Annotated in this window: 27 protein-coding genes; 11 read left to right on the top strand and 16 right to left on the bottom strand. The window is 67.1% G+C overall.

The features are described 5' to 3' along the window. The first annotated feature begins 336 nt into the window (after positions 1 to 336). Positions 337 to 606, top strand: a complete 270-nt coding sequence (locus ACQR1E_RS11575) for a hypothetical protein (RefSeq protein WP_316187543.1) — start codon at positions 337 to 339, stop codon at positions 604 to 606. A gap of 33 nt (positions 607 to 639) precedes the next feature. Here the strand turns inward: ACQR1E_RS11575 and arsB are convergent, their stop codons facing one another. From arsB to ACQR1E_RS11555, 4 genes are all read right to left on the bottom strand, one after another. Then, complete coding sequence (gene arsB / locus ACQR1E_RS11570) at positions 640 to 1,668, bottom strand: ACR3 family arsenite efflux transporter (RefSeq protein WP_315712719.1); 1,029 nt, start codon at positions 1,666 to 1,668, stop codon at positions 640 to 642. A gap of 4 nt (positions 1,669 to 1,672) precedes the next feature. Further along, on the bottom strand, positions 1,673 to 2,200 hold the full coding sequence (locus ACQR1E_RS11565) for an arsenate reductase ArsC (protein WP_316192934.1): 528 nt from the start codon (positions 2,198 to 2,200) through the stop codon (positions 1,673 to 1,675). After that, the gene (locus ACQR1E_RS11560; RefSeq protein ID WP_315712722.1) at positions 2,193 to 2,555 is read right to left on the bottom strand and encodes an ArsR/SmtB family transcription factor; all 363 of its coding nucleotides are present in this window, start codon (positions 2,553 to 2,555) and stop codon (positions 2,193 to 2,195) included. Before ACQR1E_RS11560 ends, ACQR1E_RS11565 begins: the two co-directional genes overlap by 8 nt. 92 nt (positions 2,556 to 2,647) lie before the next feature. Further along, positions 2,648 to 3,298, bottom strand: coding sequence for a Crp/Fnr family transcriptional regulator (locus ACQR1E_RS11555; RefSeq protein ID WP_315828178.1), 651 nt, complete (start codon positions 3,296 to 3,298; stop codon positions 2,648 to 2,650). A gap of 77 nt (positions 3,299 to 3,375) precedes the next feature. Here ACQR1E_RS11555 and ACQR1E_RS11550 point away from each other — a divergent pair, with 77 nt between their 5' ends. From ACQR1E_RS11550 to ACQR1E_RS11530, 5 genes are all read left to right on the top strand, one after another. Then, a complete protein-coding gene (locus ACQR1E_RS11550; protein WP_315828179.1) occupies positions 3,376 to 3,855 on the top strand; it encodes a hypothetical protein in 480 nt (159 codons plus the stop codon). Positions 3,856 to 3,958: 103 nt separating this feature from the next. Further along, on the top strand, positions 3,959 to 4,276 hold the full coding sequence (locus ACQR1E_RS11545; RefSeq protein ID WP_315712726.1) for an ArsR/SmtB family transcription factor: 318 nt from the start codon (positions 3,959 to 3,961) through the stop codon (positions 4,274 to 4,276). A gap of 48 nt (positions 4,277 to 4,324) precedes the next feature. Then, entirely contained in the window at positions 4,325 to 5,689 is a 1,365-nt protein-coding gene (locus ACQR1E_RS11540; protein WP_315753187.1) for an NAD(P)-binding domain-containing protein, read from the top strand. A 27-nt stretch (positions 5,690 to 5,716) separates the two neighbouring features. Beyond that, the gene (locus ACQR1E_RS11535; RefSeq protein ID WP_315712730.1) at positions 5,717 to 6,904 is read left to right on the top strand and encodes an MFS transporter; all 1,188 of its coding nucleotides are present in this window, start codon (positions 5,717 to 5,719) and stop codon (positions 6,902 to 6,904) included. A gap of 162 nt (positions 6,905 to 7,066) precedes the next feature. After that, positions 7,067 to 8,641, top strand: a complete 1,575-nt coding sequence (locus tag ACQR1E_RS11530) for an EAL domain-containing protein (RefSeq protein ID WP_316201854.1) — start codon at positions 7,067 to 7,069, stop codon at positions 8,639 to 8,641. Positions 8,642 to 8,671: 30 nt separating this feature from the next. Here ACQR1E_RS11530 and ACQR1E_RS11525 read toward each other — a convergent pair whose 3' ends face one another. Next, positions 8,672 to 9,100 (bottom strand): CHRD domain-containing protein, encoded by a 429-nt coding sequence (locus ACQR1E_RS11525; RefSeq protein ID WP_315712732.1) that lies wholly within the window; start codon positions 9,098 to 9,100, stop codon positions 8,672 to 8,674. A gap of 188 nt (positions 9,101 to 9,288) precedes the next feature. Between ACQR1E_RS11525 and ACQR1E_RS11520 the strand changes: the two genes are divergently transcribed. Then, complete coding sequence (locus tag ACQR1E_RS11520; RefSeq protein ID WP_315753189.1) at positions 9,289 to 9,945, top strand: TetR/AcrR family transcriptional regulator; 657 nt, start codon at positions 9,289 to 9,291, stop codon at positions 9,943 to 9,945. 2 nt (positions 9,946 to 9,947) lie between these two features. On the opposite strand, the gene ACQR1E_RS11515 is transcribed toward ACQR1E_RS11520, so the two are convergent. After that, a complete protein-coding gene (locus tag ACQR1E_RS11515) occupies positions 9,948 to 10,664 on the bottom strand; it encodes a GntR family transcriptional regulator (protein WP_315828184.1) in 717 nt (238 codons plus the stop codon). A 175-nt stretch (positions 10,665 to 10,839) separates the two neighbouring features. Between ACQR1E_RS11515 and ACQR1E_RS11510 the strand changes: the two genes are divergently transcribed. The 4 genes from ACQR1E_RS11510 to ACQR1E_RS11495 are packed head-to-tail and all read left to right on the top strand — an operon-like array spanning position 10,840 to position 15,532. Beyond that, positions 10,840 to 11,733 carry a VOC family protein gene (locus ACQR1E_RS11510; RefSeq protein ID WP_316169669.1) on the top strand — a complete coding sequence of 298 codons (894 nt, stop codon included), beginning with the start codon at positions 10,840 to 10,842 and terminating at the stop codon, positions 11,731 to 11,733. A 31-nt stretch (positions 11,734 to 11,764) separates the two neighbouring features. Next, positions 11,765 to 13,321: a bifunctional 3-(3-hydroxy-phenyl)propionate/3-hydroxycinnamic acid hydroxylase gene (locus ACQR1E_RS11505; RefSeq protein ID WP_434845145.1), complete on the top strand. Its 1,557-nt coding sequence runs from the start codon at positions 11,765 to 11,767 to the stop codon at positions 13,319 to 13,321. 27 nt (positions 13,322 to 13,348) lie between these two features. Further along, positions 13,349 to 14,671: an MFS transporter gene (locus tag ACQR1E_RS11500; protein WP_315753193.1), complete on the top strand. Its 1,323-nt coding sequence runs from the start codon at positions 13,349 to 13,351 to the stop codon at positions 14,669 to 14,671. A gap of 9 nt (positions 14,672 to 14,680) precedes the next feature. Continuing rightward, positions 14,681 to 15,532: a fumarylacetoacetate hydrolase family protein gene (locus tag ACQR1E_RS11495; RefSeq protein WP_315753194.1), complete on the top strand. Its 852-nt coding sequence runs from the start codon at positions 14,681 to 14,683 to the stop codon at positions 15,530 to 15,532. A gap of 122 nt (positions 15,533 to 15,654) precedes the next feature. Here ACQR1E_RS11495 and ACQR1E_RS11490 read toward each other — a convergent pair whose 3' ends face one another. The 10 genes from ACQR1E_RS11490 to ACQR1E_RS11445 all read right to left on the bottom strand — a co-directional run bounded on the left by ACQR1E_RS11490 (position 15,655) and on the right by ACQR1E_RS11445 (position 25,679). Then, the gene (locus tag ACQR1E_RS11490) at positions 15,655 to 17,238 is read right to left on the bottom strand and encodes a DHA2 family efflux MFS transporter permease subunit (RefSeq protein ID WP_315753195.1); all 1,584 of its coding nucleotides are present in this window, start codon (positions 17,236 to 17,238) and stop codon (positions 15,655 to 15,657) included. Positions 17,239 to 17,250: 12 nt separating this feature from the next. After that, the gene (locus tag ACQR1E_RS11485; protein WP_316192925.1) at positions 17,251 to 18,516 is read right to left on the bottom strand and encodes an HlyD family secretion protein; all 1,266 of its coding nucleotides are present in this window, start codon (positions 18,514 to 18,516) and stop codon (positions 17,251 to 17,253) included. A gap of 312 nt (positions 18,517 to 18,828) precedes the next feature. Next, entirely contained in the window at positions 18,829 to 19,521 is a 693-nt protein-coding gene (locus ACQR1E_RS11480) for a YoaK family protein (RefSeq protein WP_315753197.1), read from the bottom strand. A 19-nt stretch (positions 19,522 to 19,540) separates the two neighbouring features. Further along, on the bottom strand, positions 19,541 to 20,944 hold the full coding sequence (locus ACQR1E_RS11475) for an alginate export family protein (protein WP_434897058.1): 1,404 nt from the start codon (positions 20,942 to 20,944) through the stop codon (positions 19,541 to 19,543). Positions 20,945 to 20,974: 30 nt separating this feature from the next. Further along, positions 20,975 to 21,865, bottom strand: coding sequence for a VOC family protein (locus ACQR1E_RS11470; protein ID WP_434897057.1), 891 nt, complete (start codon positions 21,863 to 21,865; stop codon positions 20,975 to 20,977). A gap of 26 nt (positions 21,866 to 21,891) precedes the next feature. Next, positions 21,892 to 22,317 (bottom strand): DoxX family protein, encoded by a 426-nt coding sequence (locus tag ACQR1E_RS11465; protein ID WP_434897056.1) that lies wholly within the window; start codon positions 22,315 to 22,317, stop codon positions 21,892 to 21,894. Between the two features lies 1 nt (position 22,318). Beyond that, the gene (locus ACQR1E_RS11460; RefSeq protein WP_434897055.1) at positions 22,319 to 24,196 is read right to left on the bottom strand and encodes an amidohydrolase; all 1,878 of its coding nucleotides are present in this window, start codon (positions 24,194 to 24,196) and stop codon (positions 22,319 to 22,321) included. Next, the gene (locus tag ACQR1E_RS11455) at positions 24,193 to 24,480 is read right to left on the bottom strand and encodes a XapX domain-containing protein (RefSeq protein WP_315738868.1); all 288 of its coding nucleotides are present in this window, start codon (positions 24,478 to 24,480) and stop codon (positions 24,193 to 24,195) included. The genes ACQR1E_RS11460 and ACQR1E_RS11455 overlap by 4 nt, the downstream gene beginning before the upstream one ends. 14 nt (positions 24,481 to 24,494) lie before the next feature. After that, on the bottom strand, positions 24,495 to 25,139 hold the full coding sequence (locus tag ACQR1E_RS11450) for a hydrolase (protein ID WP_315712755.1): 645 nt from the start codon (positions 25,137 to 25,139) through the stop codon (positions 24,495 to 24,497). 27 nt (positions 25,140 to 25,166) lie between these two features. After that, a complete protein-coding gene (locus ACQR1E_RS11445) occupies positions 25,167 to 25,679 on the bottom strand; it encodes a hypothetical protein (RefSeq protein ID WP_434844060.1) in 513 nt (170 codons plus the stop codon). Positions 25,680 to 25,690 lie beyond the last annotated feature (11 nt).

The raw sequence follows: 25,690 nt of genomic DNA, 5'->3' as shown, positions 1-25,690 counted from the left end.
CATGATCTTCCCGGGGCCTGACGCTCTGATCTTCAAAGCTCGTCGTGATTTGTTGCGCTCTCGCCACTGGGTTCGAATTGCGGAGGTCGACTTGCGGGGGTCGACTTGCGGAGCGTTCGCAAATGCTAAGGAGATGGTGCGGATTTTAGTTTGAACTTCCGATGTCGGAATTGCGCTCAGGCCGATGCGGGGGTGGGAAACTCCAAGGGATCGGCATCCTGCCCGAGACAAGCTGACGTCTCGCTGACTCAACCTGACAGGATGCTGTCACGCTCGTTGCGACATCATCGCGTCCGGACGGAGCGAGCCGGGGGCGCGGTGAGTTCGGAGACGAGAATGCGTAAGACGATGACATTGGCAGCCGTGCTGGCGGGGCTGGGCGGCCTCTTGGCCATGTCACAAGCCAGCCGGAACGCAGCGCCCACGCTGGTGCCGGTGGCCCGTGCCGTTGACGGCGGTCTTGAAGCTGGTCTTGGAGCTGGTCTTGGGGCCTACCCGCATCTTGCGGCGCTGCATGCGCGGGCCGACGGCGAGCCGCTGAGCTACGAGCCGGCCCGCCGGGAGCGCGAAGGCGACGACGACGATCAGGACGAGTCGCGGCGGTGAGGCAAACCGGCTCTGCCGAAGCACTGACCGGAGCTAAGCCGGCAGTCCCGCTTCGTACCAGCGACGCGTCGCCCTGACGATGCGCACGACCGAGAGCATCACGGGGACTTCGACGAGAACCCCGACGACGGTCGCGAGCGCAGCCCCCGAGTCGAGCCCGAACAGGCTGATCGCGGCGGCAACCGCCAGTTCGAAGAAATTGCTGGCGCCGATCAAGGCGGCCGGAGCCGCGACGCACCAGGCCACGCCGAGCCGGCGGCTCAGCCAATAGGCGATCCCCGCGTTCAGATAGACCTGGATCAGGATCGGCACGGCCAGGATCGCGATGACGACCGGCTGCTTCAGGATCTGCTCGCCCTGGAAGCCGAACAGCAGCACGAGCGTACCGAGCAGCGCCACGAGCGAGACCGGTTGCAGTACCCGCAAGGTGCGCTCCAATGCCCCGTCCGTGCTACGCAGCAACGCCCGGCGCCAGAGTTGCGAGACGATGACCGGCACGACGATATAGAGCAGCACCGACAGCAGCAGGGTGGTCCAGGGCACCGAGATCGAGGCGACGCCGAGCAGCAGGCCCACCAGCGGCGCAAACAGGAACACCATGATGACGTCGTTGAGCGCGACCTGGCTCAGCGTGTAGTGCGGTTCGCCGTCGCACAGATTCGACCAGACGAACACCATCGCCGTGCACGGCGCCGCCGCGAGCAGGATCAGACCGGCCACGTAGGACGACAACTGGCCTGCGGGAAGCATCGGCGCGAACACGTGGCCGATGAAAACGCTGCCGAGCAGAGCCATCGAAAACGGCTTGATCGCCCAGTTCACGACCAGGGTGACGCCGATGCCCCGCCAATGCTCCTTCACGTTGCCGAGCGCGGCGAAATCGATCTTCAGCAGCATCGGAATGATCATCAGCCAGATCAGGGCTGCGACCGGCAGATTGACCCGCGCCACCTCCGCCGACGCGACAGCCGCGAACAGCCCCGGCATCAGATGGCCGAGACCGATGCCGACGATGATGCAGAGCAGGACCCAGACCGTCAGATAGCGCTCGAAGATCGTCATCGGATCAGGCCACGTCGGAGCGGAACGACGTTGCGCCCTCGCCCGTCCCGATCTCGCGCAGCCGCGTGCCCAGCGACATCGAATCGATGCGACCGAGCGGCAGATTGATGAAGGCGTCGATCCGGTTCTTCAGATAGCGGAAGGCGGTCGTGAACGCCGCAAGCTTCGCCAGCTCCGTGCCTGCGGCCGCCGCCGGATCCTCGATGCCCCAATGCGCAGTCATCGGCTGCCCCGGCCAGATCGGACACGCCTCGCCGGCGGCGTTGTCGCAGACCGTGAAGACGAAATCCATCGCCGGCGCGCCGGCGGCGGCGAACTCGCTCCAGCTCTTCGAGCGCAGATCGTCGGTCGGATAGTCCATGCGCGCGAGCGTCTCGAGCGCCAACGGATGCACCGCGCCCTTCGGCGTACTGCCGGCGGAAAAAGCGTGGAAGCGGCCCGCGCCGTCCTTGCGCAGGATCGACTCGGCCAGCACCGAGCGTGCCGAATTTCCGGTGCAGAGGAACAATACATTGTAGATGCGGTCAGACACGGCTCTTCTCCTTGCGCTTCGGCGGACAGCACGGGGTGAGACTTGCGATGACGGGCGCGCAGACCTCCGGCCGGCCGCCGCAGCAGTCCTGCAGCAGGAACAGCGCGACCTTCTGAAACTGCGTGAGATCGGCCCGGTAGACGATCGAGCGGCTGTGCCTGATCGAACTGACGAGGCCGGCGCGCGCCAGCACGGACAGATGCGCCGACAGCGTGTTCTGCGGCACCTCCAGCAGACGTGCGAGCTCGCCGGCCGGCAGACCGTCGGGCTCGTGCTGCACCAGGGTGCGAAAGGCCTGCAGGCGCGTCGGCTGCGCCAGCGCCGCCAAGGCCAGAACGGCTTGCTCGTTTTCCATATATCCAGAACTATCGATATGATGATCCGGCGTCAAGGCTGACGAGTTCGAATGGTCAGTGTCGACGATCGGGAGACGCGGCGCCCGAAGGCTCACCGCAAGCGCAGGCGGGTGCCATCGACGGTGAGCTCGCCGTCCCGTTCCATGCGTGCCAGCGCACGATAGAGCGCCTCATGGGTGACGCCGAGCTCGGCGGCCCAGTCCTTCTTCGACCGGCCGAGCTCGACCTCGCCGCCCTCCCCCTCGGTCTCGATGAAATGCACGATCCGCTCGCGCGCCGTCTTCAGGCTGAGCCGCTCCGACTGCGCCCGGACCTTGCGCAACTCGCGGGCGAGATGATCGCACCATCGGTCCCCGATCTCGGGACGACGCAACGCTTCGGCGAAGGCCTCGCGGTCGATCGCGAGCAGCGCTGAGTCCTGTGTCGCGACGGCGTCGCAATGATACGTTGACTGATCGAGGCTGGCCTCGGCGAGAAAGCCCCGTCGGGCCCGCTGCAGGACGATGTCGTCGCCGGCGCGCGAGCGGCGCACCAGCCTCACCTCGCCGGTCAGCACGAAGAACATCGCCCGCGGCCGATCCCCCCGGCAGAACACCGTGCCCTGGCGCGGCACCTGGATGCGCCGGGTCTGCAACCGCGCGGCCGCGGGCAGCGCGGCGAGCAACGGCGACAGCCGTGCAAGAGCGCGCCAGTCGAGCGACGGGCGCGTGCCCTCGGGCGAGAGATGGCAGGTCCTCGGCATATGATCAGGATCATATGCGCCGCCCGGCCGCGCGGTCTAGGGAAGACGCCACCGCGTTCGCTGAAATGGAGGTCCTCATGCGCCTGCGTCTCGCCGCCATCACGCTGGCCCTTGTTGCGTCCGCAGGCATCGCCACGGCGCAGCACCACGGCCATCACGACCACGGCAGCCATGGGGCGCTTCCGCCAGACCAGCGCGAGCGGTTGGCGTTTCCGCCCGATCTCGCCGAGCACACCCTCGCCAACATGCGCGACCATCTGCTGGCGCTGCAGCAGATCAACGACGCGCTTGCGGCGGGCGAGCCGGACAAAGCCGGCCAGATCGCCGAGCAACGCCTGGGCATGAGCTCACTGCGCCTGCACGGCGCCGCCGAGGTCGCCGGGTTCATGCCCCAGGGCATGCAGGAGGCCGGCACCGCCATGCACAAAGCGGCGAGCCGCTTCGCCATCGAAGCGCAGAATGCGGGTGTGACCGGCGACCTCAAGCCGGCGCTGAAGGCGCTCGGCGAGACGATGGCGGCCTGCGTCGGCTGCCATGCCGGCTACCGGCTGCGATAGCGCGCCGGACAACCGACCGCGCGCGGCGCGCACTCATGGATATTTCCAATATTCTAGAAATATCGTTTGACTCCGGCGGGCCGCATGCCGCATCCTCCACACCATGAAGCTCGATGACGCCGCTGCCCGCCTGGAAGCCCTCGGCAATACCACGCGCCTGAAGATCTACCGCGCGCTGGTGCGCGCCGGGCATGCCGGGATGCCGGTCGGCCGGCTGCAGGAGCGGCTGAAGGTCCCGGCCTCCACGCTGTCGCACCACGTCAAGACGCTGGTCGCGGTCGGGCTGATCTCGCAAATGCGCGAGGGCACGACGCTGGTCTGCCATGCCGAATACGACGTGATGCGCTCCCTGCTCGGCTTTCTCGTCTCAGAATGCTGCGTCGAGGAGCGCGACTGCGGCACCGCGAGGCCGGCGGCCTGATGATTTCGCCCTTTAATTCGATTATTCTAGAAGTATAGGAGGACGCACATGACGGACGCCAAGACGGTCGCTATCATCGGCGCCGGCCCGGTCGGGCTGGCGGCAGCGGCCCATGCGCTGGCGCGCGGCCTGACCCCGGTCGTGCTGGAAGCGGGTCCGGAAGCCGCGCACGCGGTGCGGCAATGGCAGCACGTCCAGTTGTTCTCGCCGTGGAAGTACAACATCGATAGCGCGGCGGCGCGGCTGCTCGCTGCGACGGGATGGAATTCGCCCGAGCCCGAGGTCTATCCGACCGGGCGCGAGCTGATCGAATCCTATCTCGCGCCGCTGGCGACGCGCACTGCGCTGCGCGACGTCGTCAGGACCTCGCATCGCGTCACCGCGATCAGCCGGGCCGGCTTCGACAAGGCCACGTCGAAGGGACGCGCCGATGCGCCGTTCGAGATCCGCATCCACAACGGCAAGGGCGAGGCGGCGCTGCAGGCCGACGCCGTTATCGATGTCTCCGGTGCCTGGTTCTCGCCCAACCCTGCCGGCCATAGCGGACTGCCCGCGCTCGGCGAAGCCGCGCATGCGGCGCGCATCGCCTACGCGATGCCGGACGTCCGAGGCGCGCAGCGCAGCCGTTATGCTGGCAGGACGGTCGCGGTGCTCGGCGCCGGCCACTCGGCGATCGGCACCCTGATCGACCTGGCCGCATTGGCCGAGGTCGCGCCGGGCACGCAGGCGATCTGGCTGTTGCGCGGCGACGATCCCGCGAAGGCGTTCGGCGGCGGCAGCGCCGACCAGCTCGCCGCGCGCGGCGAACTCGGCCTGGCCTTCGCCGCGCTGGTACGTTCGGGCCGCATCCGGCTCGAGCCCGGCTTCGGCGTCACGGGGATCACCGATGAGGACGGCCGGTTGCGGATCGCCGCGGACGGCGACCGCCGCATCACCGCCGACGAGCTTATCGTCGCCACCGGCTTCCGCCCCGATCTGTCGCTGCTCGCGGAGCTGCGCCTGCGGCTCGATCCCGCGATCGAGGCTCCTGTTGCGCTCGCGCCATTGATCGATCCGAACGAGCATTCCTGCGGCACGGTGCGGCCGCATGGCGCGCGCGAGCTGGCGCAGGCCGACGAGCCCGGGTTCTATCTCGCCGGCATGAAGAGCTATGGCCGCGCGCCGAACTTCCTGATGATGACGGGCTATGAGCAGGTCCGTTCGATCACCGCCGACATCGCCGGGGACAAGGCCGCCGCGCATCGTGTCGAGTTGAAACTGCCGGAGACCGGCGTCTGCACCCGCGGCGGAGTGGAGAGCATTGCAGCCCTGCCCGGCTGCTGTGGCGGACCGGCGCCATCGGGCGTAGACAGTTGCTGTGCCGATGACGCCAAAGCCAAGCTGGCTGGCCGCAGCGGCTGCGGCTGCTCATGACGCCGAGCCAAGGAGAGGTCGACGGGAATGCAGGCAAGACGGCTGGGCGTGGTCATCGCTCTCGGCACCGCCCAGACGCTGGCCTGGGGATCGAGCTACTATCTTCCCGCCATCCTCGCCGACCCGATCGCCAGGGATCTCGGCCTGTCCAACAACTGGTTCTTCGCCGCCTTTTCCGCCTCGCTGATCATCTCCGGCCTGTTGGGTCCGCGCATCGGCCGCCAGATCGACCGCGTCGGCGGCCGCCAGGTGCTGTGCGCCTCCAACATCGTGCTGGCGATCGGGCTCGCACTGCTCGGCCTGTCGCATTCGCTGTGGGTGATGGCGCTGGCGTGGCTGTGGCTCGGCGTCGGCATGGGGCTCGGCCTCTATGACGCCGCGTTCGGCGCGCTCGGGCGCATCTATGGCAAGGATGCACGCGGCGCGATCACCGGCATCACCCTGATCGCGGGCTTCGCCTCCACCGTCGGCTGGCCGCTGAGCACGCTGGGGCTCGCGACGATCGGCTGGCGCGAGACCTGCTTCGCCTGGGCGATCGCGCATCTCGTGATCGGCCTGCCGCTCAATTTGTCGCTGCCGCGGGCGACCGTGATGGCGCCCGGCGATATCCCGACGGGCAAGCCCAACATCCCGCTCGACCGCCCGATGGTGCTGATCGCGTTCGCGATGGCGGCGGCCTGGACCGTGACCGCGGCGATGGCGGTGCATCTGCCGCGGCTGATGCAGGCGTTCGGCGCGACGCCCGCGCAAGCCTTGTTCGCCGGCATGATGATCGGGCCGGCGCAGGTCGCCGCGCGCGTGTTCGAGGCCGGCTTCCTCAGCCGCTTCCATCCGCTCGCCTCGGCGCGGCTCGCCTGTATCACCCATCCGATCGGCGCCGTGACGATCGGGCTGTTCGGCGGGGGCGCCGCGGCGGCGTTCGCGCTGCTGCACGGCTCCGGCAACGGCATCCTGACGATCGCTCGCGGCACCCTGCCGCTCGCCATCTTCGGCCCCGTCAACTACGCCTACCGGCTCGGCCTGATCGGGGCGCCGTCGCGGATCTGCCAGGCCTTCGCGCCGCTGCTGTTCGGCCTGCTGATCGATGGGCTCGGCCGCGGCGTGCTGATCGTGTCGGCGAGCCTCAGCCTGTCGGCGCTCGCCGCCCTGATGCTGCTGCCGGCCGAGCGCGCCGAGACGGCGGTGCCGCTCGACACCACCGACAAGGCGGCTTGAGCCGGTAGCCCTTTCTTAACCAGCTTTCTGCGCCCACCGCTCACCGTGCCGCTACGGACGGGCATCCATGAGCGCATATACGAAAAGTTGAAGGTTGGATTGAAGGATACCCGTGGTCATACGGGGGTCATTCACGACACGATGGCATTGCAGCGCAAACACATGCTTCGCGTCGGGGCGGTGGCCGCCTGCGTCGGGATCTTCCTGGCCGGCGCCGATTTCGCCGTGACCGCGCTGATCGGCAACCAGACCGCGCGGCAGCTCAGCGAGCTCAGCAAGGTGGCGCTGCGCCGCTCCGAGGCGGCCATCGACTCGGCCGGATCGATCCTGAACCGCCTGATCGCGAAAGGTCCGATGGACTGCAGCGCCGTCGCGCTGCAGGCGCTGCGCCTTCACGTCTATCAAGGCACCATCATCAAGGACATCCGCACCGTCGACCGCGACGGCGCGGTCGAGTGTGCGGCCTATTCCGAAACGCTCGAATTCGACAATGGCTGGGCGCGGCGCGACGAGATGTTCAAGTCCGCCGACGGCGAGCTGCGGCTGTTCCGCGTCGAGCAGTTCACCGGCGCCGCGTTCGGCGTGATGCGCGACATCGACGCGCAACGGTCTCTGGCTGCGATCCTGCGCATCGATGGCAACCTGCTGGACGTGATGCCGGTCGGCCTGCGCGCCGAGAGCAACGTCACCCTGACCCTGCCCGATGGCGAGCAGGTGGCCGGCTATCATCCCGATGCATCCGCCAAGTCTGCGGCGCAGACCGTCGCGTTCACCACCGTGTCCGACCGCTATCCGCTGCGGGCCACGATCCATGTGCGGCCGCAGAGCCTGAGCACCCGCGGCGACCTCGCTTATCTCCCGACCATGCTCGCCGCCGGCACGCTGGGCGGCATGTTCGGCCTGCTGCTGGCGAGCTATCTCAGCCGGCCGGTGGACCCGGTCGCCGAGCTCGACCGCGCGCTCGCGGCCAACGAGTTCAAGCCCTATGTACAGCCGACCTTCCGACTGAAGACCGGCGACATCGTCGGCTGCGAGATCCTGGCGCGCTGGGAGAAGCCTGACGGCCGGCTGATCCCGCCGATGAGCTTCATCCCGCTCGCCGAGACCACCGGCCGCATCGAGAAGCTGACCTGGCAGCTTCTCAAGACCGCCTTGCGCGAACTGCAGCCGGAGATGAAGCAGGACAAGCTGTTCAAGCTGTCCGTCAACATCACCCCGCGCCATCTGCTCCGCGACCGCTTCATCGACGATCTGCGCAAGACGGTCGCGTCGTCATCGGTCTCCACCCGCCAAGTCGTGCTCGAGGTCACCGAGCGCGAGGAGCTCGCCGATCTCGCCAAGGCGACTGATGTCGTAAGGGAGCTCAGCGAGCTCGGCTTCCGCGTCGCGCTCGACGACGTCGGCATCGGCCATAGTGGCCTGTCCTATATCCAGCGGCTCGGCGCGCGCATCCTGAAGATCGACAAGTTCTTCGTCGACGCGATCACCCGCGACCAGTCCGCCATCGTGGTGGTGCAGATGCTGGTGGCGCTGGCGCGCGAGCTCGACATGTCCGTGGTCGCCGAGGGCATCGAGCATCAGGAGCAGGTCGATGCGCTGATCGCCTGCGGCGTCGAGGAAGGCCAGGGCTACCTGGTCGCGCCGCCGCTGTCGCTCGGCCGCTTCAAGCAGTTCCTCGACGTGCGCCGGGCGTCGGCCGTTCCCGGCCAGGCCGGCGAGCCGGAACTGGCCGCGTGACGGCGAGCCCGCGCGCGTCGGGCACGCGCCTCACTGCCGGGTCATCTGTCCGCGAATCTCGCCGCCCGGGTTCGCCTGGGTGTGGACGTTGGCGTACCATTTGCCGGCCAGCAGATCGGCCGCCTGCGCATCGGTGATCACGGCGGAGCCCGTGATCGGCGGCTCCGGGCTCTTGAACGGCAGCACGATGCCGGCATTCTTGCCGGGCTCGCTGGGACCGTGGAAATGCGCGCCGATCGGCGGCCCGCTGAGGCCGGAGAAGGTGACCTTCCAGCTCAGCGTCTTGGTTGCGGTGTCGAAGCTCGCTTCGGCCGCGCCCGACGCGGCGGACGCGTTCGGCGGCACCTCGTTGGCGGCCTTGAGCTCGGACTTCAAGACGACAGTTTCGGCGCGAGCCATCGGCGCGGCCGCGACCCAGGCGACGGCGAGCAACGCCAAATGAACGAATGTCCGTCCCATGATTTTCCTCCCAAATCGTTTGTGCAGTCTCGGTGTTCGAGACCCCACGGGCAAGCTGATATTCCGTGGAACGCATTAACACCCCAGGCATGAGCAGCGGCCCCGGCCGCGTTGATTGAACAATCCCGACCCCTGTGCCAAACAGGACGGGAACACAAAGGCCTCGAAAGAAAGCCATGGCGGATCGAATGGTTGCTTCCAGGACGGCGCGCGGCAAGGTGGGGCGGCCTCCGCTCGAACGTGCCGGCGAGGTCGAGGAGCGCATTCTCGACGCGGCAAAGACGGTGTTCCTCGCAAACGGCTTCGAAGGCGCGAGCGTCGACGAAATCGCGCAGACCGCGCGCGCCGGCAAGCCGACCATCTACGCGCGATTTCCCAGCAAGGCCGCGCTGTTCGCGGCCGTCATCGGCCGCCAGGCCGCGCGCAACACGCAGTATGAGAACCTGGTGCCGCAGGGCCGCACCTTCCGCGCCCGGCTGATCAGCCTCGGGCTCACCTTGATCGAGCGCGCCTTCGTCGAGGACACGATCGGCCTGATGCGCACCGCGATTGCGGAAAGTCCGCGCTTTCCCGAGCTGACGCTCGAGATCCAGGACACGGCGCGCAAGCGCGCCACCTGCAATGTGAGCCACGCGATCGGCGAGCTCGCGCGCGCCGAAGGTCTCGCCGGCAAGGGCGCGTTCTCGGCCGACCGCATCGAGGACAGTGCACGGATCTTCCTCGATCTCGTCGTGTTCGCCGTGCTGATCCGCAGCCTGCTCGGCGAGGACATGCGCGCCCTGAAGAAGGAAGCCCAGGCGCATGTCGAGAAGCGCGTCGACTTCTTCCTCGCCGCGACGACGTGATCCTAAATCTTTCTGTCCTTGCGCAGCTCCGGAAAGATCGTCTCGTCCTGCAGGATCACGTCCGCGGTGCGCTGATAGTGCGCCGTGAGCAGCGCAACCGCGCGTTCGGTGTCGGCGTCGAGCACGGCGTTCACGATGTCGGCGTGCTCGTCGCCGACGGGGCGTGACGGAAACGCCTTGCGGATCGACAGCCGGCGGTAGCGATAGAGCTGGTCGGCAAGCTGGCCGCAGAACGCGATCAGCGACTGCGAGCCGCAGTTCGAGATCAGGACCCGATGATAGATCCGGTGCAGCCTCTCCCACTCCGGATTGTCCTCGAACGTTGTCGCGCTGAGCGAGCGCGGCGCGCGGCTGAGCCGATGCTGCGCCAGCACCAGTTGCTCTTCCCAATCGGGCGTCGCCGCCGCCATCGACTCGCGCAGCGCCAGCGCCTCGACCCAGCAGCGCGTCTTGGTCAGCTCGGCGAGCTCGGCGCGGCTGATGTCCTTGACGTAGAAGCCGCGCTGCTCGCGCACCTCGACCAGTCCGTCGGCAGTCAGGCGGTTGAGCGCCTCGCGCAGCGGTGTCTGCCCGGTCTGATAGGTCTCGGTCAAAAACCGCATCTGCAGCTTGCGCGACGGCGCCAGCCGGCCGGACAGCAGGTCCTCGCGCAGCCGGTCATACACATGACTCGCCTGCGTCGACGGGCCCTGCCCCTCGGCCTCCAAAACCGCATCCACGCCCGATCTCCTCTGAATCAGACGACATGTATAGAGCGAGGCTGCAGAACATAAAATTTATAAATTCTGATTGATTTCGATTTTTTATGTAATAAAAGGGACGAGCCGGTTTCGCCGGCCAGGGACAGAAAACGTCGCGCGTCCTCATCCGGGCATCGCGCAGGAGGACACGCTCATGACCCGGTTTCCGGTCGCGGCTCTGCGCAGCGTCGATCTGGGCACGCCAGATCTCGCGCGTTCGGAAGCGTTCTATCGACAGACCTGGGGGCTGGAGCGCGTCGCGGAGGCCCACGGCATCGTCTACCTCCGTGCGACCGGCAGCGATCATCACGTCGTGGCGCTGCACCAGAGCGAGCGCACCGAGCTGCAGGCGGTGACTTTCCGCCTCGCCGAGTCCAGTGATTTCGATGCCGTCAGCCGCAACGCCATCCATGAAGGCGCGACGCTGATCGCAGCGCCGGCGCCGAACCCCGGCCCCGACGGCGGCGTGATCATGAGCCTGCGCGGCCCCGAGGGCGGCGTGCTGCGCTTCGTGCACGGCGACATTAGGCACGACGCCAGGCCGCCGCGGCCCGAGCTCCCGGAGCGGCTCGCCCACGTCAATCTCAACAGCACCGATGTCGATCGTTCGGCGGCCTTCTACGAGAAGGCGCTCGGCTTCCGCCTGACCGACCGCTCCGCGGCGATGGCCTTCGTTCGCTGCAATTCGGACCACCATGCCGTCGTGATCGCTGCGGCGAAGGTCAACGGGCTCAACCACGTCGCCTTCCTGATGCCGACCTGGGAAGGCGTGATGCGCGGTGCGGGCCGCATGATCGATGCCGGCCATCCGATCGCGTGGGGCGTCGGACGCCACGGCCCCGGCGACAATGTCTTCGCCTACTTCATCGATCCCGTCGGCACCGTGATCGAATACACCGCCGAGGTGCTGCAGGTCGACGACGACTACGTCGTGCGCGGGCCGGAGCATTGGGTCTGGCCGCCCGGCCGCACCGATCAATGGGGCATCGCGCCGCCCAAGGCCGAGCACGTCAAGGCCGCGCAGCTCGCGGTCGGCTACGCCGCCTGACTCGCTTTCCAACTCCAGAGTTTCCAGATCCATGTCCGCCACGTCAGATCACAAGCATTTCGAGGTCGTGATCGTCGGCTTCGGTCCGACCGGCGCCATCGCCGCGAGCCTGCTCGGTATGCAGGGCATCAAAACGCTCGCGATCGACCGCGCTGTCGAGATCTACGACAAGCCGCGCGCGATCGCGCTCGATCACGAGATCATGCGGCTGTTCGACAATCTCGGTATCGCCGAACAAGTCAGCCGGTACGTCGCGCCGTTCCCGGCGTCCGAGCATTTCGGCGCCCAAGGGCAGTTGATCCGCCGCATCGACATGGTAGGCCCGCCCTATCCCCTCGGCTACACGCCGAGCATGGTGTTTACCCAGCCGCCGGTCGAGCAGGTGATGCGCGATCGTGCTCGCCGCTGTCCTTCCGTCACGGTCGAGCTCGGCACGACCCTCGTCACAATCCGGCAGGATGCGACGGCGGCGGCCGTCGTGCTGCAGCGGGCGGACGGTACAGTTCGCGAGGTCACCGCCGACTACGTGATCGGCTGTGACGGCGCCTCCAGCACCGTGCGCCAGCAGCTCGACATCAGCTTCGACGATCTCGATTTCGACGAGCCGTGGCTCGTGGTCGACCTCCTCGTCAACGACAGCGGCGTCGGCAAGCTGCCGAAGACAGCCGCTCAGTTCTGCGATCCCGCGCGTCCGACCACCTACATCGTCGGCCCCGGCAACCATCGCCGCTTCGAGATCATGCTGCGAGCGGGGGAAGACCGCCACGCGATGGAGCAGCCGGAGCAGGTCTGGCGTTTGCTCTCACCCTGGCTCAGGCCCGAGGACGCAACGCTGTGGCGCGCGGCAAGCTATCGCTTCCATGCGCTGGTCGCACGCCGCTGGCGCCAGGGGCGCGTCCTGCTCGCCGGCGACGCCGCGCATCAGCAGCCGCCCTTCATCGGCCAGGGCATGTGCCAGGGCCTGCGCGATGCAGCCAATCTGTGCTGGAAGCTCGCGCGCGTGTTGCGCGGCCAATCGACCGCGGCGCTGCTCGACAGCTACGAGATCGAGCGCAGCACGCATGTGCGCGAGCTGACCACGCGCATCAAGGCGATCGGCCGCGTCATCTGCGAGCAGGATCCGGAGGCCGCAGCGGCGCGCGACGCGCGTATCCTTGCCGAAGGCGGCGGCGCGCCGCGCACCATCACCCGGCAGGAGATCGTGCCGCCGCTGACGCAGGGACTGCTCGCGACCAAGGCAAATGCGGCCAACGGCACGCTGTTTCCGCAGCCCTGGATCGTCGGCGACGGTGGGCGGGCCCTGCTCGATACCGTGGCCGGCACCGGATGGCGGCTCGTCCTCGACGGGCGGGGTGCGCTGAACTCGAGCGCGATCGACGCTGCGACCCGCGACGCCGGGATCAGTCTGATCGCCATCGGCGGTCACGGCCTGCACGAGGAGAGCGCCGTCGTCGCACGCTGGTTCGAACGCCACGGCTGCGGCGCCGCGCTGGTGCGACCCGACCATTATGTCTACGGCGTCGCGACGGACGCGCCAGGGCTCGCCGCGCTGCTGAGCGAGCTGAACGAACGACTGCACTCATCATAACAAGAGACTATCAAACGGGGAAACGCCATGACGACATCATCGGACACCGCTAGATCCAGTATGGGAGGACGCGCGATCGCCGTCCTCATCATGCTGTTCCTGTTCCAGACGCTGAACTTCTTCGACAAGCTGGTATTCGGCCTCTCGGCCGTGCCGATGATGAAGGAGCTGGGCTTGAGCCCCAAGGAGTTCGGGCTGATCGGCAGCAGCTTCTTCCTGCTGTTCTCGCTGTCGGGGATGGCGGTCGGCATGTTCGTCGTCGGCCGCTTCCCGGTGAAATGGCTGCTCCTGATCATGGCCGGCGTCTGGTCGGCGACGCAGATCCCGATCTTCTTCTCCGGCTCGATCGCCGTGCTGGTGATCTGCCGCATCATCCTCGGCGCCGGCGAAGGGCCTGGGCTGCCGACCGCGCTGCACGCCTGCTACAACTGGTTTCCCGCCGACCGGCGCAGCGTGCCGAGCGCCGTGGTGCTGCAGGGCATCAGCGTCGGCCTCTTGGCCGGCGGTCCGATCCTGACCTATGTCATCGTGAGCTATGGCTGGCGCACCGGCTTCCTGTTCTGCGGCCTGCTCGGGCTGGCCTGGATGCTCGGCTGGTTCTTCATCGGCGGCGAAGGACCCTACTCCGCCCATGCGCCGGAGGCTGCGGCGGCCAAGGACAAGGCGTTGCCGGCGCGCGTGCTGTGGGCCGATCCGACCGTGATCGGCGTCATCATCATGTCGACCGCGTCGTACTGGATCGTCGGCATGTCCGCGACCTGGCTGCCGCCCTATCTGCAGCTCGGGCTCGGCTACAAGCAGGTCGATGTCGGCTGGATCATCTCAGGGATCTATCTGTTCCAGTCGCCGCTGCTGCTCGGCGGCTCCTGGCTGACGCAAGTTCTGCAGCGCAAAGGCTTCAGCTTGCGTGCCTGCCTCGGCCACGCCTCCGGTCTCGCGCTGCTCGCCGCCGGCTGCGCACTGCTGTTGAGCATCGTCACCTCGGGCCCGCTGCAGCTCGCCTGTATCGCGATCGCCTTCGCCGCACCGAGCCTCACCACGATCTTCGGCCCCGTCGCGCTCGGCGCCGTGGCGCCGGCGATCCAGCGCGGCCGGCTCATCGTCGTGATCTATTCCGGCAACGCGGCATCCGCGCTGGTGTCGAATGCGCTCACCGGCTGGATCGTCGGCGAGGCCGGCGGCAACGCGCCGCTTGGTTACGCCCACGCCATGACCTTCACCGCCGGCGTGCTGATCGTTGGCGCCATCTCGGCCTTCGCGCTGATCTTCCCGGAGCGCACCATCGCGCGCTTCGCGAAATCGGCGCAAGAACCGGCTTCTCCCTCCGCCGTAGCGGCGGTTTCGACCTGAGGACATCGGATGAGATTTGCAAGCTTCACCATCGACAATGCGCCGACCTGGGGACTGGTCGAGGGCACTGACATCGCCGATCTCGGTGCTGTCCTGCGCGACCGCTTCCCGGATCTGAAATCGGCGATCGCAGCGGACGCGCTGAAGGAAGCGGCTGCAGCGGCCTCGGGCGCAAGGCGGTATCCGCTCTCGGCCATCAGCTTCCTGCCGGTGATTCCGAACCCGGACAAGATCCTCTGCATCGGCCTGAACTACGAGACGCACCGCAAGGAGACCGGCCGCTCCGAGGTCGAGAACCCCACGGTGTTCGGCCGCTTCGCCAACAGCCAGACCGGGCATCTCACCGACATCATCCGCCCGCGCGTCTCGACCGATCTCGATTTCGAGGGCGAGCTCGCCATCGTCATCGGCAAGCCCGGCCGCTACATCCCGCGCAGCGAGGCTTGGCAGCACATCGCCGGCTATGCCTGTTACAACGAGGGCAGCGTGCGCGACTTCCAGCGTCACACCCACCAGTTCACGCCGGGGAAGAATTTTCCCGCGACCGGCGCGTTCGGCCCGTGGCTGGTCACGCCGGACGAGATCGACGATCTCGGTCCGCTGCGGCTGCAGACCCGACTGAACGGCGAGGTGGTGCAGGACGCCACGATCAGCCAGATGATCTTCGATATCCCGCGCCAGATCGAATACTGCTCGTCGTTCACCCGGCTCGAGCCGGGCGACGTGATCGCCACGGGGACGCCGGGCGGCGTGGGGTCGCGCCGAACACCGCCGCTGTGGATGAAGCCGGGCGACGTGGTGGAGGTCGAGATCGACCGCATCGGGCTGTTGCGGAACGGCATCGCCGACGAGGCGGTGTAAGCGCCCCTGATGTTCTTGACCGTCATTCCGGGGCAGCCCGTCAGGGCTGAACCCGGAATCTCGAGATTCCGGGTTCGATGCTTGCCATCGCCCCGGAATGACAGCCGAACAACAGTGCCTACTCAATGCGCCATCGCCGGCCCGCCGCCGAGCTTGACCTTGCGGAGCGTCAGCGCCAGCGGAATCGCCGACAGCGAGATCAGCATCAGCGCCCAGTAGACGTCGACATAAGCGAGCAGCGACGACTGCATCTGCACGGTCTGGCCGATCCAGGCGAGCGCCTGCTGCTGCGCCTGGACCAGCGAGCTGCCATGCGCGGTGAAGTAATTGGTCACCTGGTGCAGCGTGTCCTGATAGGCCGGATTGGATGGAATCGCATTCTCCACCAGCCGGCTCTGGTGGAACTGCCCTCGATGCGCCAGGATGTTGGCGGCCAGCGACACGCCGATCGAGCCGCCGGTGTTGCGCGCGGCGTTGATCAGCGCCGAGGCCTGGTCGGTCTTCTCAGGCGGAATGCCGTTGTAGGACGCGGTCGTGATCGACAGGAAGATCAGCGGCAGGCCAATTCCGATCAGCATGCGGGATTCGGCGAAGAACCAGAAATCCACATTGGCGTAGACCCGGGTGAGGTCGTACATCGCGAACGCCACGACGGCCGCGCCCGTCATGATCATGTATTTCGGCTGCACCTTGCCCGAGAGGCGTCCGACGACGAACATCATCGCCATCGTGACGAGGCCGCCCGGCGACAGCACGAGGCCGGCCCAGGTCGCGGTGTAGCCGAAATCCTGCTGCACCATCTGCGGCAGCATCTGCGTGGTGCCGAGCAGGATCGCGCCGGTCGCCAGCATCACCAGGAAGCTGGCGCCGAACTGGCGCGACGCCAGCATGCGGACATCGACCGTCGGATTTTTCTGGTTCATCTCCCACGGGATCATGGCGATGAAGGCCGCGACGCAGACCGCGGCGGTCACCATGATGAATCGCGAGTCGAACCAGTCGTCCTCAAGGCCCCGGTCCAGCATCAGTTCGAGCGCGCCGAGAAATGTCGCGACCAGCACGAAGCCGACCACGTCAAAGCCATGCGCCTGCTTGCGCCGCTCGGCCGTGACCTCTTCTGGCTCCTTGAGGATGAGCCCGATCAGGATCATCGCGGCGACGCCGACGGGGCCGTTGATCAGGAAGCACCAGTGCCAGGAGACGTTGTCGGAGAGATAGCCGCCGAGCGTCGGACCGACGACGGGCGCGACCACGACGGCGACGCCGAACAGCGCGAACGCCTGGCCGCGCTTTTCCGGCGGGAAGGAGTCGGCGAGGATCGATTGCGCCACCGGCACCATGCCGCCGCCGCCGAGGCCCTGCATGATCCGGAACAGCAGCAGCACCTGCAGATTCCAGGCGAAGCCGCACAGCACCGAGCTCAAGGTGAACAGGCCGAGGCACAGCAGGAAGAAGGTCTTGCGGCCGAAGCGCTTGGCGAGATAGCTCGAGGCGGTCAGGATGATCGCGTTGGACACGAGATAGGTCGTCACCACCCAGGAGGATTCGTCCTGGCTGACGCCCATGCCGCCGGCGATATAGGGCAGTGCGACGTTGGCGATGGTGGTGTCCAGCACCTCCATGAAGGTCGCGAGCGCCACCAGCACCGCGATGATCCACGGACTGCCTGCGGATCGCGACGCGGCGAGAGGAGCAGCCTCACTCATGGCCGACCTCTCTCACAGCACGGCCTTCAGCCGCTCATAGAGCGACGGCTTGGGATCGACGCGAACGGTCGGCACCACCGACATGCCCGGGCCGAGCGCGACGTCCGTCGGCGGATCGTCCATGTCGATCTTGACCGGCACGCGCTGCACGATCTTGACGTAGTTGCCGGTCGCATTCTGCGGCGGCAGCAGCGAGAACGCCGGGCCCGAGCCGGACTGCACGCTCGCGACATGGCCGCGGATCTCGCGCTCCGGATAGGCATCGATCTCGAGGGTCACGGGCTGGCCGGGCCGCATCTCGTCGAGCTGGGTTTCCTTGAAATTGGCGGTCACCCAGACGTCATCGGGCACGAACATCGAAAGCGCCGTCCCTTGTGCCGCGAACTGACCATCGGCGGCGCTGAGATTGACAATGCGGCCGGACTGCGCCGCGGTCACGGTCGTGTACGACAGATTGAGCTGAGCCTGGTCGCGCTGGGCCTGCGCCTGAGCGAGATTGGCGTCGGCGCTCTCGTGCTGCGCCTTCAGCGACTCCAACTGGCGTTGCGCGACCGAGAGGTTGGCCTGCGCCGAGGTCAGCGCCGCCTTCTGCTGCTGGAGCTGCGATGTGTATTGCTGCTCGCTCTGCACCGTGCCGGAGCCGGTGCGGGCGAGGTCCTGATAGCGCTTGGCCTGCTGCTCTGCGAAGGTCAGCCCGGCCTGGGCCTGCTCGACCTGGGCCTGGCCCGCGGTGATCTGCGCCTGCTGCACGTCGATCTGCGCATCGATGTTGCGGATCGCCGCCTGCGCCGACTTCACCTGCGCATCGGCCTGCGCCAGCGCGGTCTTGTAGTCGCGATCGTCGATGCGCGCGATCACGTCGCCGGCCTTGACGTGCTGGTTGTCGGTGACCGGAACGGCGGTGATGTAGCCGGAGACTTTCGGCGCAATAGAGAACTGGCGGGCCGCGATGAAGGCGTCGTCGGTGGTCTCATAGTGACCGGCCGCATCGTAGTAGACGTAGCCGCCGGCGCCGACGGCGAGCAGCAGCACGAGACCCAGCGCTGCCCCGAGCGGATGCCGCCGGATCAGGCTCCTCCGGGACCTCTCCTGGCGCTGCCCGTGCTCCGTCGGCGGCGGGCCGGGCTCCGCAGCCGGCGCCTTGGCCTCGATCTGCTGCCGAGGCTCGCCGGAGGCATCCCCGCGCCATTGCCGCACGGCCCGATCGCGGGCCGAGACCGCCGGATCGTCGTTGGCCGCCGATGGGACCTCGGCCGATGACAGAGCTTGCTGTGTCATCACGTCTCCTTTAATAGAACGGAACCGTTTCGTTTCTAGAATTGGGGGTGAGGCAGGTGGGACGCAATGGCGAGCCGCGATGCGGACGGCTAAACTTTTCGTCATTGAAGGCCGCCGGCGCGCGTTCCGCTGCGCCTTCACCGCAGTCCGCCGTCAGCAACGTCAACTGCGTTCCGCCGCCGCGGTTGCAGTCTCACGTCATCGCGATGGCTCGATGAACTCGGGCAAATACAACACGCGCACACGGCTGCCGCCGGCGGCGCCGGCACCGCACGTCCGGCCGGCGCGCGGCACCGGCCCCTGACGGCGTTCTCAGCGCGCCGGCTCCGGCCCGGCGAGACGCACGGCGAGAGCCAGCGCGCCGATGACCGGCGGCACGACGAAGCACCAGCTGCCCAGCCGCACGAACAGCAGCGCGGCGGCGCCGCAGCCGAGCGCAAAGGCGAGCACGTTGATGGCCATCTGCATGAGCCGCGCCGGCGGCGACGCCTGGCCCTTGTCGCCGACATAGATCCTGTCGGCGAGGTCGATCATCACCTGCGTGGTGGTGCCGGTCATCAGGGTCGAGGGCGGCGAACTCGGCAGATGGATCCGGTGCACGGCATTCTGGATTGCCATCGCCGCGACCAGCACCATGCCGGTGATGATTGCCTCGCGGCTGTCGCCATTGTGGAACGGGCCGAAATGGATGGCGAGCACGGCGCCGAGGACGAGCAGCACCAGCTTGACGCCGATCAGGATCTCGAAGGCGCGTGACCACCGCCGCGACAGCAACGTGCCGGTCAGCCGCGTCGCGATCACGACCACGCAGAACACCGGCAGCGCCAGCAGCTTGGCTATCGCGCCCGAGGTCCCGAGCGCCAGCGCCGCGCCGAACGTCACGAAGTTGCCGGTAACATGCGCCGTGAACAGGCCCTGCAGCGCCAGGAACCCGGCGGTGTCGACATAGCCGGCATTGACGCTGAGCAGCAGCGGCACCACGTTGCGGGACTCGAATTGCGACATGTCGTCCTACTTTCGTTGCTCAGAGCGCGTATTTCAATTCGATGCCGATGTAGTCGGAGTCATGGCCGCCGGCGCGGCGCAGCGTCTGGCCGATCTCATAGTGCACGGCTTCCAACGCTCCGGTGAGGTTGGCGTTGAAGCGATAGTCGGCGCGCAACTGCGCATAGACGCCGGACCACGAGCTGCCCTGCCCCGCGGTGCCGGCGACCGCGACATTGGGCTGGACGTAGATCGCGTCCGCATCGGTCACGCGCCATTGCAGGCCGATCGCGGCCATGAATGACAGCGCGGCGGTCGGCTTCACCGTCAGCGACGGCTTGAGATGGATCAGGTTGGTGTAGCCGGTGAAGCCGGCCAGCGTGAAGTAATAGCCGTTCGGGAACAGCGGATTGAACGTCTCGACCCTGTTGTCGCCGGGATGGCGGTCGCCGGAGGCGCCGTCGAGCTGAAGGCCGATGCGCGGCTGCCAGGCGAGGTCGGCGAAGGTGTAGCCGGCGCGGGCGCCGGCGCCCCAGGCGCGGATCTGCTTCGCCCCGACCGAGCCCGCCTGCCCCATCGCCTCGAGATCCCAGTCGAAGCCCGCGAGCTTGCCGGCGAAGCGGATGTCCAGCACGTGGCGCTGCTCGAGGCCGGCTGCGTCGAGGAAACGCGCATTGTCGCGCTGATAGTAGGAATAATACGACGACAACTCGTTGGTGCCGAGCACCTGGCGCTCGACGCGGAAGGTGTGGAACAGGAACGATCCGTTCGACGTGTCGTCGAACGGACGCACCAGATTATATTGCACCGGCTGGCTGACGAAGCCGATGAAGCGCCATGGGCCGCTTTCCCAGTCGGCCCACAGCGCATCGAAGGACTGGCGCACGTTCGGTCCGTCGCGCGACGACACGAAGCGCTGCAGGTCGAAGTCGAAATCCTGCCGCCCGACCCGGGCCTTGAACGTGCCGCTGTCCGTCGTATTGACATAGGCGAGGAAGGCGAGCCGGAGGTCGAGCGGGTCCTGGTCGACGGACGTGATCTTGGCCTTGCCGAAGGCACGGTCGTCCTCCAGCTGGACGAACAACTGCCAGTTCTCGTTGAGATGTGCGTCGGCATGGATCTGCAGCCGTTGCAGGACATGCTGATCGGGTCGCGTTCCACCGATGCCGAAGCTCGCGGCATCCAGGCTCTCGAACCGCTCGCGCAGGTTCATGCCGAACGAGACGTAGCTCTGCGGATGGTCCTGCTGCAGCGGGATGTACTTGATCGGATCTGATGGCGCCGTGCGCAGCGCCGGATCGGCCAGCACCGACCAGTCCTCCTGCCAGCGGTTGGTGCGGATCGCCGGACGCGAGGCGTTGTCCTCGGCGAAAGCTGGCGTGGCTGCACACAGCGCGCTGAGCAGCGTACTCGCGACCAGGGTCTTTCTCAGGAGCCACGCCATCCATGACCTCTCAGGAATCGCCGCAGCATCCTACTTCAATGGCGCATGGATCTCCGCGACATAGCCGCCGGGGAACTGCACCACCGCCTGCTCGCGCCCGTCCGAGTTGAACGGCTCGACCACCACGGTGGCGCCCGCTGCCTTTGCCTTGTCCAGGGTCGCCTTGAGATCGGCGACCTCGTAGCCGGTCGTCTCGCGTCCGAACGGATACGGCAGATGGCCGTCGGTGACGAGCACGGTCATGCGGCCGAACACCGATGCGATGCGGATGCGCCGATAGTGATCATTCGGGCGGCCGATCTCGACGCCGGGCGCCTTGGCATCGTCGGAGACAACCTTGCCCTTCGAGAAACGCAGGAAGGCGCGGGTGAAGGCCTCGGCGCGATCGGGCGAGACATAGACGCGGTTGTCCGGAACGGTCTGGAACGCAGTGTAGGACGGCTTGGTCGTGTGCCAGTACAGCTGCATGTTGACGCCGCCCGGCCATTGGATCACGGCATCACGTCCGATCGGATCGGGGAATGGCGCGACCAGCACGTCGGCGCCGGCGGCCTTGGCCGCCTTGATCGCCGCGTCCAGATCGGTGACCAGATAGCCGGTGCGTTCGGCCCCGAACGGATACGGAATTCCGGTCTTGAAGCCGAACAGCGACACCGTGCCGACTGGCGTCTGCAACAGCTGCGAGGTCGTGCTGCTCGGAGCAGGCGTCACGGTCGCAACCACCTGCTTGGTGCTCTGGCCGCCGAAGGTGGCGAGGAAGCTGGTGGCGAACTTCTCGACATCGTCCGGCGCGACATAGACATGCGTGGTGTCGTATTGCGCGCCCACGCCGATCAGCGGCGGCGCGTCCTTGGCGAACGCGGGCGCGGCGAGCAGCGTGGTGGCGATGACGGCGCCGAGCAGATGACGGGAACGGACCATGACGACCTCGAATGAGCAGATGTGGATCAAGCGCGGTGCGTGCGCCGGGAGATGATCGAGACGAGCACGAGGCCGGCGATCAGGCCGAGATGCTCGAAGAAGGCGTTCAGCGCCATGAACCGGTCATGGCCGGACATGTGCCAGAAATCGTTGGCGGCGAGCATCGCAACGAGCGTGAGCACGCCGAGCGCGCCGGCGCCGAGCCAGACGAACCGGTTCGCGATGACGAGCACCGAGCCGATCAGCTCGACGGCGATCGCGGCCGCCGCCCACAGCGCCGCCGGCTCCAGGCCGAAATGCGCCTGCTCGGCAATCGCGCTCGGGAAGTCCATGAACTTCTGGACGCCGCCGATCAGATAGGCTGAAACCAGCGCGACCCGCGCCGCGTGCCACAGCCAGCGCCAGTCGAGCACCGCGGCGATCGGCCGTGGCGTGTCGGACATCCCCGCCATCTCAGACCGCCCAGCAGGCGCAGCCGAGCGCACCCCAGAAGCTCTTGAGATCGGAGACCGGCAGGCTGGAGGACCATGCCCGCGCGTGGTCATGGCCATGCACGCCGCATGCGCTGGCGCAGCCGCACATCTGCATCGCCTGGGCGCGGACGCCGCCGTGATCGTCCTTCTCCAGCCAGGCGCCGTAGCCGCCGAAGCGGCGCACCGGCGACCACTCCGGCATGGCCGGCGGCGGAGCGGCGTCGTCCAGCGGCTTGAACGCGGCGGCGGCGTAGACGATGCGGCCGCCGACCATGGTGAGGTCGCTGGTGATGTCGGCGATCTCGGCCTCCGCACAGGAGAAGAAGTCGCGATCCGGCACGATCAAATCGGCGAACTGCCCGACCGCAATGCGGCCCTTCCTGCCTTCTTCGTTGGAGAACCAGGTGACGTTCTCGGTCCACATCCTGAGCGCGGTCTCGCGATCGAGGCAGTTGCGCTGCGGATACAGCCGCAGGCCACCGACGGTGCGGCCGGTCACCAGCCACGACAGCGACACCCAGGGGTTATAGGAAGCGACGCGGGTCGCGTCGGTGCCGGCGGAGACCTTGACGCCCTTGTCGAGGATCTTCTTCACCGGCGGCGTCGCCTCGGCCGCGCCGAAGCCGTAGCGCTCGACGAAGTACTCGCCCTGATAGGCCATGCGGTGCTGCACGGCGATGCCGCCGCCGAGCGCCGCGATGCGGTCGATCGATTGGTCCGAGATCGTTTCGGCATGGTCGAAGAACCAGTGCAGACCCTCGAGCGGCGTATCCTGGTTGACTTTCTCGAACACGTCGAGCGCGCGCGAGATGGTCTCGTCATAGGTCGCGTGCAGCCGCCACGGCCACTTGTTCTGGACCAGGATGCGCACGACCTCCTCGAGCTCGCCTTCCATCTCGGCCGGCATGTCCGGCCGCGGTACGCGAAAATCCTCGAAATCGGCGGCAGAGAACACCAGCATCTCGCCGGCGCCGTTGTGGCGGAAATAGTCGTTGCCCTGCTTGTAGGTCGAGCTCTGCGTCCAGCGCAGGAAGTCGTCTCTCTCGCCCTTTGGCTTCTGGGTAAACAGATTGTAGGCGAGTCGGATCGTGAGCTCGCCGTCATCGGCCAGCTTCTGGATCACGGCGTAGTCGTCCGGATAGTTCTGGAAGCCGCCGCCGGCATCGATCGCACCGGTGACGCCGAGCCGGTTCAGCTCGCGCATGAAGTGCCGCGTCGAGTTGAGCTGATAGTCGAACGGCAGCTTTGGACCCTTGGCCAGCGTCGCGTAGAGGATCGCGGCGTTCGGCTGGGCGAGCAGCAGGCCGGTCGGATTGCCCTGTGCGTCACGCGCGATCTCGCCGCCTGGCGGCTGCGGCGTATCCTTGTCGTAGCCGACGGCACGCAGCGCGGCGCCGTTCAGGATGGCGCGGTCGTACAGATGCAGCAGGAACACGGGCGTGTCGGGCGCGACGGCGTTGAGCTCGTCAATCGTCGGCAGCCGCTTCTCGGCGAACTGGTGCTCGGTGAAGCCGCCGACCACGCGCACCCATTGCGGCGGCGGCGTGATCGCGACCTGGGCCTTGAGCATCGCCATCGCGTCCGCGAGCGAGCGCACGCCGTCCCAGCGCAGCTCCATGTTGAAGTTGAGCCCGCCGCGGATGATGTGCAGGTGATTGTCGATCAGCCCCGGCAGCACGCGACGGCCCTTGAGATCGATGATCTTCGTTCGGGGACCGGCGAGCTTCATCACGTCCTGCTCGTGGCCGACCGCGGTGAAGGCGCCGTCCTTGATCGCCACCGCGCTCGCCGTGGGATTGGACCGATCGAGCGTCGTGAACAGGCCGTGATGGAGGATGAGATCGGGGTAATCGCTCATGAGGCCTTCTCATTCTGGGCGGTAGAATTGGTCGTCTCTGCCCGGCCGTGGTGGCCGGGCAGCAGGCCGAAGATGTGCGTGGCGCAGGCCGCCTTCTGCCACGCGGCAGCAAGCGTGGTCCCGTTCAGGAGCTGCTTGCCCACGGGGATCACCTGCTCTCCGACGAGGATGCCGAGCAGGCCGACCAGCGCCACCAATGGCGGCGCCGGCGAGCGGACCTGAAGCAGGCTGTAGATCACGCCGACCAGCAGCCCTGCCCCGAGCGAAAACAGATAGATCTTCATCGTTCGTCCCGGGACTACTTGGCCCCGCCCTCCGAGGCGTGCTCTCCAAGCGCCCATTTGGAGAAGCGGATCTGGATGCCGTAGGGCGAATGCGCCTTCAGGATCTCCATCATGCCGTCATAGGTCTCGGCACGCGCCCAGTCCTGCTGCAGCTCGAAGGCGAACTGGCATGAGGTGATCGGCACCGCGCCGGCCTGCACCGCGCGGTCCATCGCCCTGTTGTGCGCTTCGAGCGACAGGTCGCCGCAGGCATCGGCCGGGATGTAGATCTCATAGCCTTCGCGCAGCATGTCGAGCGTCGGGAACAGCACACAGGCCTCGGTCCAGAGTCCCGCGATGATGAACTTCTTGCGACCGGTGGCAGCGACCTGCTTGCGGAAGCCGGCATCGAGCCAGGAGTTCATCGCCGTGCGGTCGACGATGTCGTGCTCTGGAAACAGCTCGGTCACCTCCGGCATGAAGGGACCGGAGAACGAGTCCTTGGCGACTGTGGTGAGCACGGTCGGAATCTTGAACAGCTTGGCCGCCTTGGCGACGATCTGGATGTTGTTGAACACGCCGAGGCGGTCATGAGACTGCACGCCCTGATACATCGCGGGCTGATAGTCGATCAGCGCCACGGCGCAGTTCTGCGGGGTCAGCATTTCGAGCTTGGACACGAGGTTCTCCTTGAAGGGTCGAATCGATCAGGTGAGAGACGCTCGCGGCGCCAGCGTGGTTGGCGCGAAACGCCGCCACGAGAAGACACCGAAAGCAATGAACATAGCGAGCGTGACGAGCTGAGCTGCGGCGAACGGCGGCTCGCTCTGCGTCGGCGCCAGGACATTGAGCACGCCGATCTTCTGGAACGACTGCACGATCGCGACGAAGACGTTGAGATAGAGCGAGAGCAGCGCGGTGACGACGTAGACCCGTCGCCACCATCCCGACAGCGCGAACGCATAGAGTGCGGCGCTGGCCGCAATCAACAGCGCGAGCAGGATGATGCCGATGATGCGCGGCGGGTCGAGACCGAACGGCGGCAGCGGAAAGCCGGTCACGCCGGTGAGGAAGGTCGTGACCAGGAACAGCGCCGCCCAGGCCGCCAGATGGCGGCCTGCCAGCATGCCGGCGAGCATGACGAGCCCGGTCGCGATTCCGATCAGGCTCAGCACCACGTGGATCTGAAGAAACAGGGCCGTCGGAATTCCCCAGGTCATGCAAGCCTCCT

Origin of the sequence: Bradyrhizobium sp. HKCCYLRH1030, assembly GCF_051168395.1 — a bacterium.
Taxonomy (GTDB): Bacteria; Pseudomonadota; Alphaproteobacteria; order Rhizobiales; family Xanthobacteraceae; genus Bradyrhizobium.
Note: the sequence above shows the minus strand (reverse complement) of the source record. Positions and strands in the feature narration are given on the sequence as shown.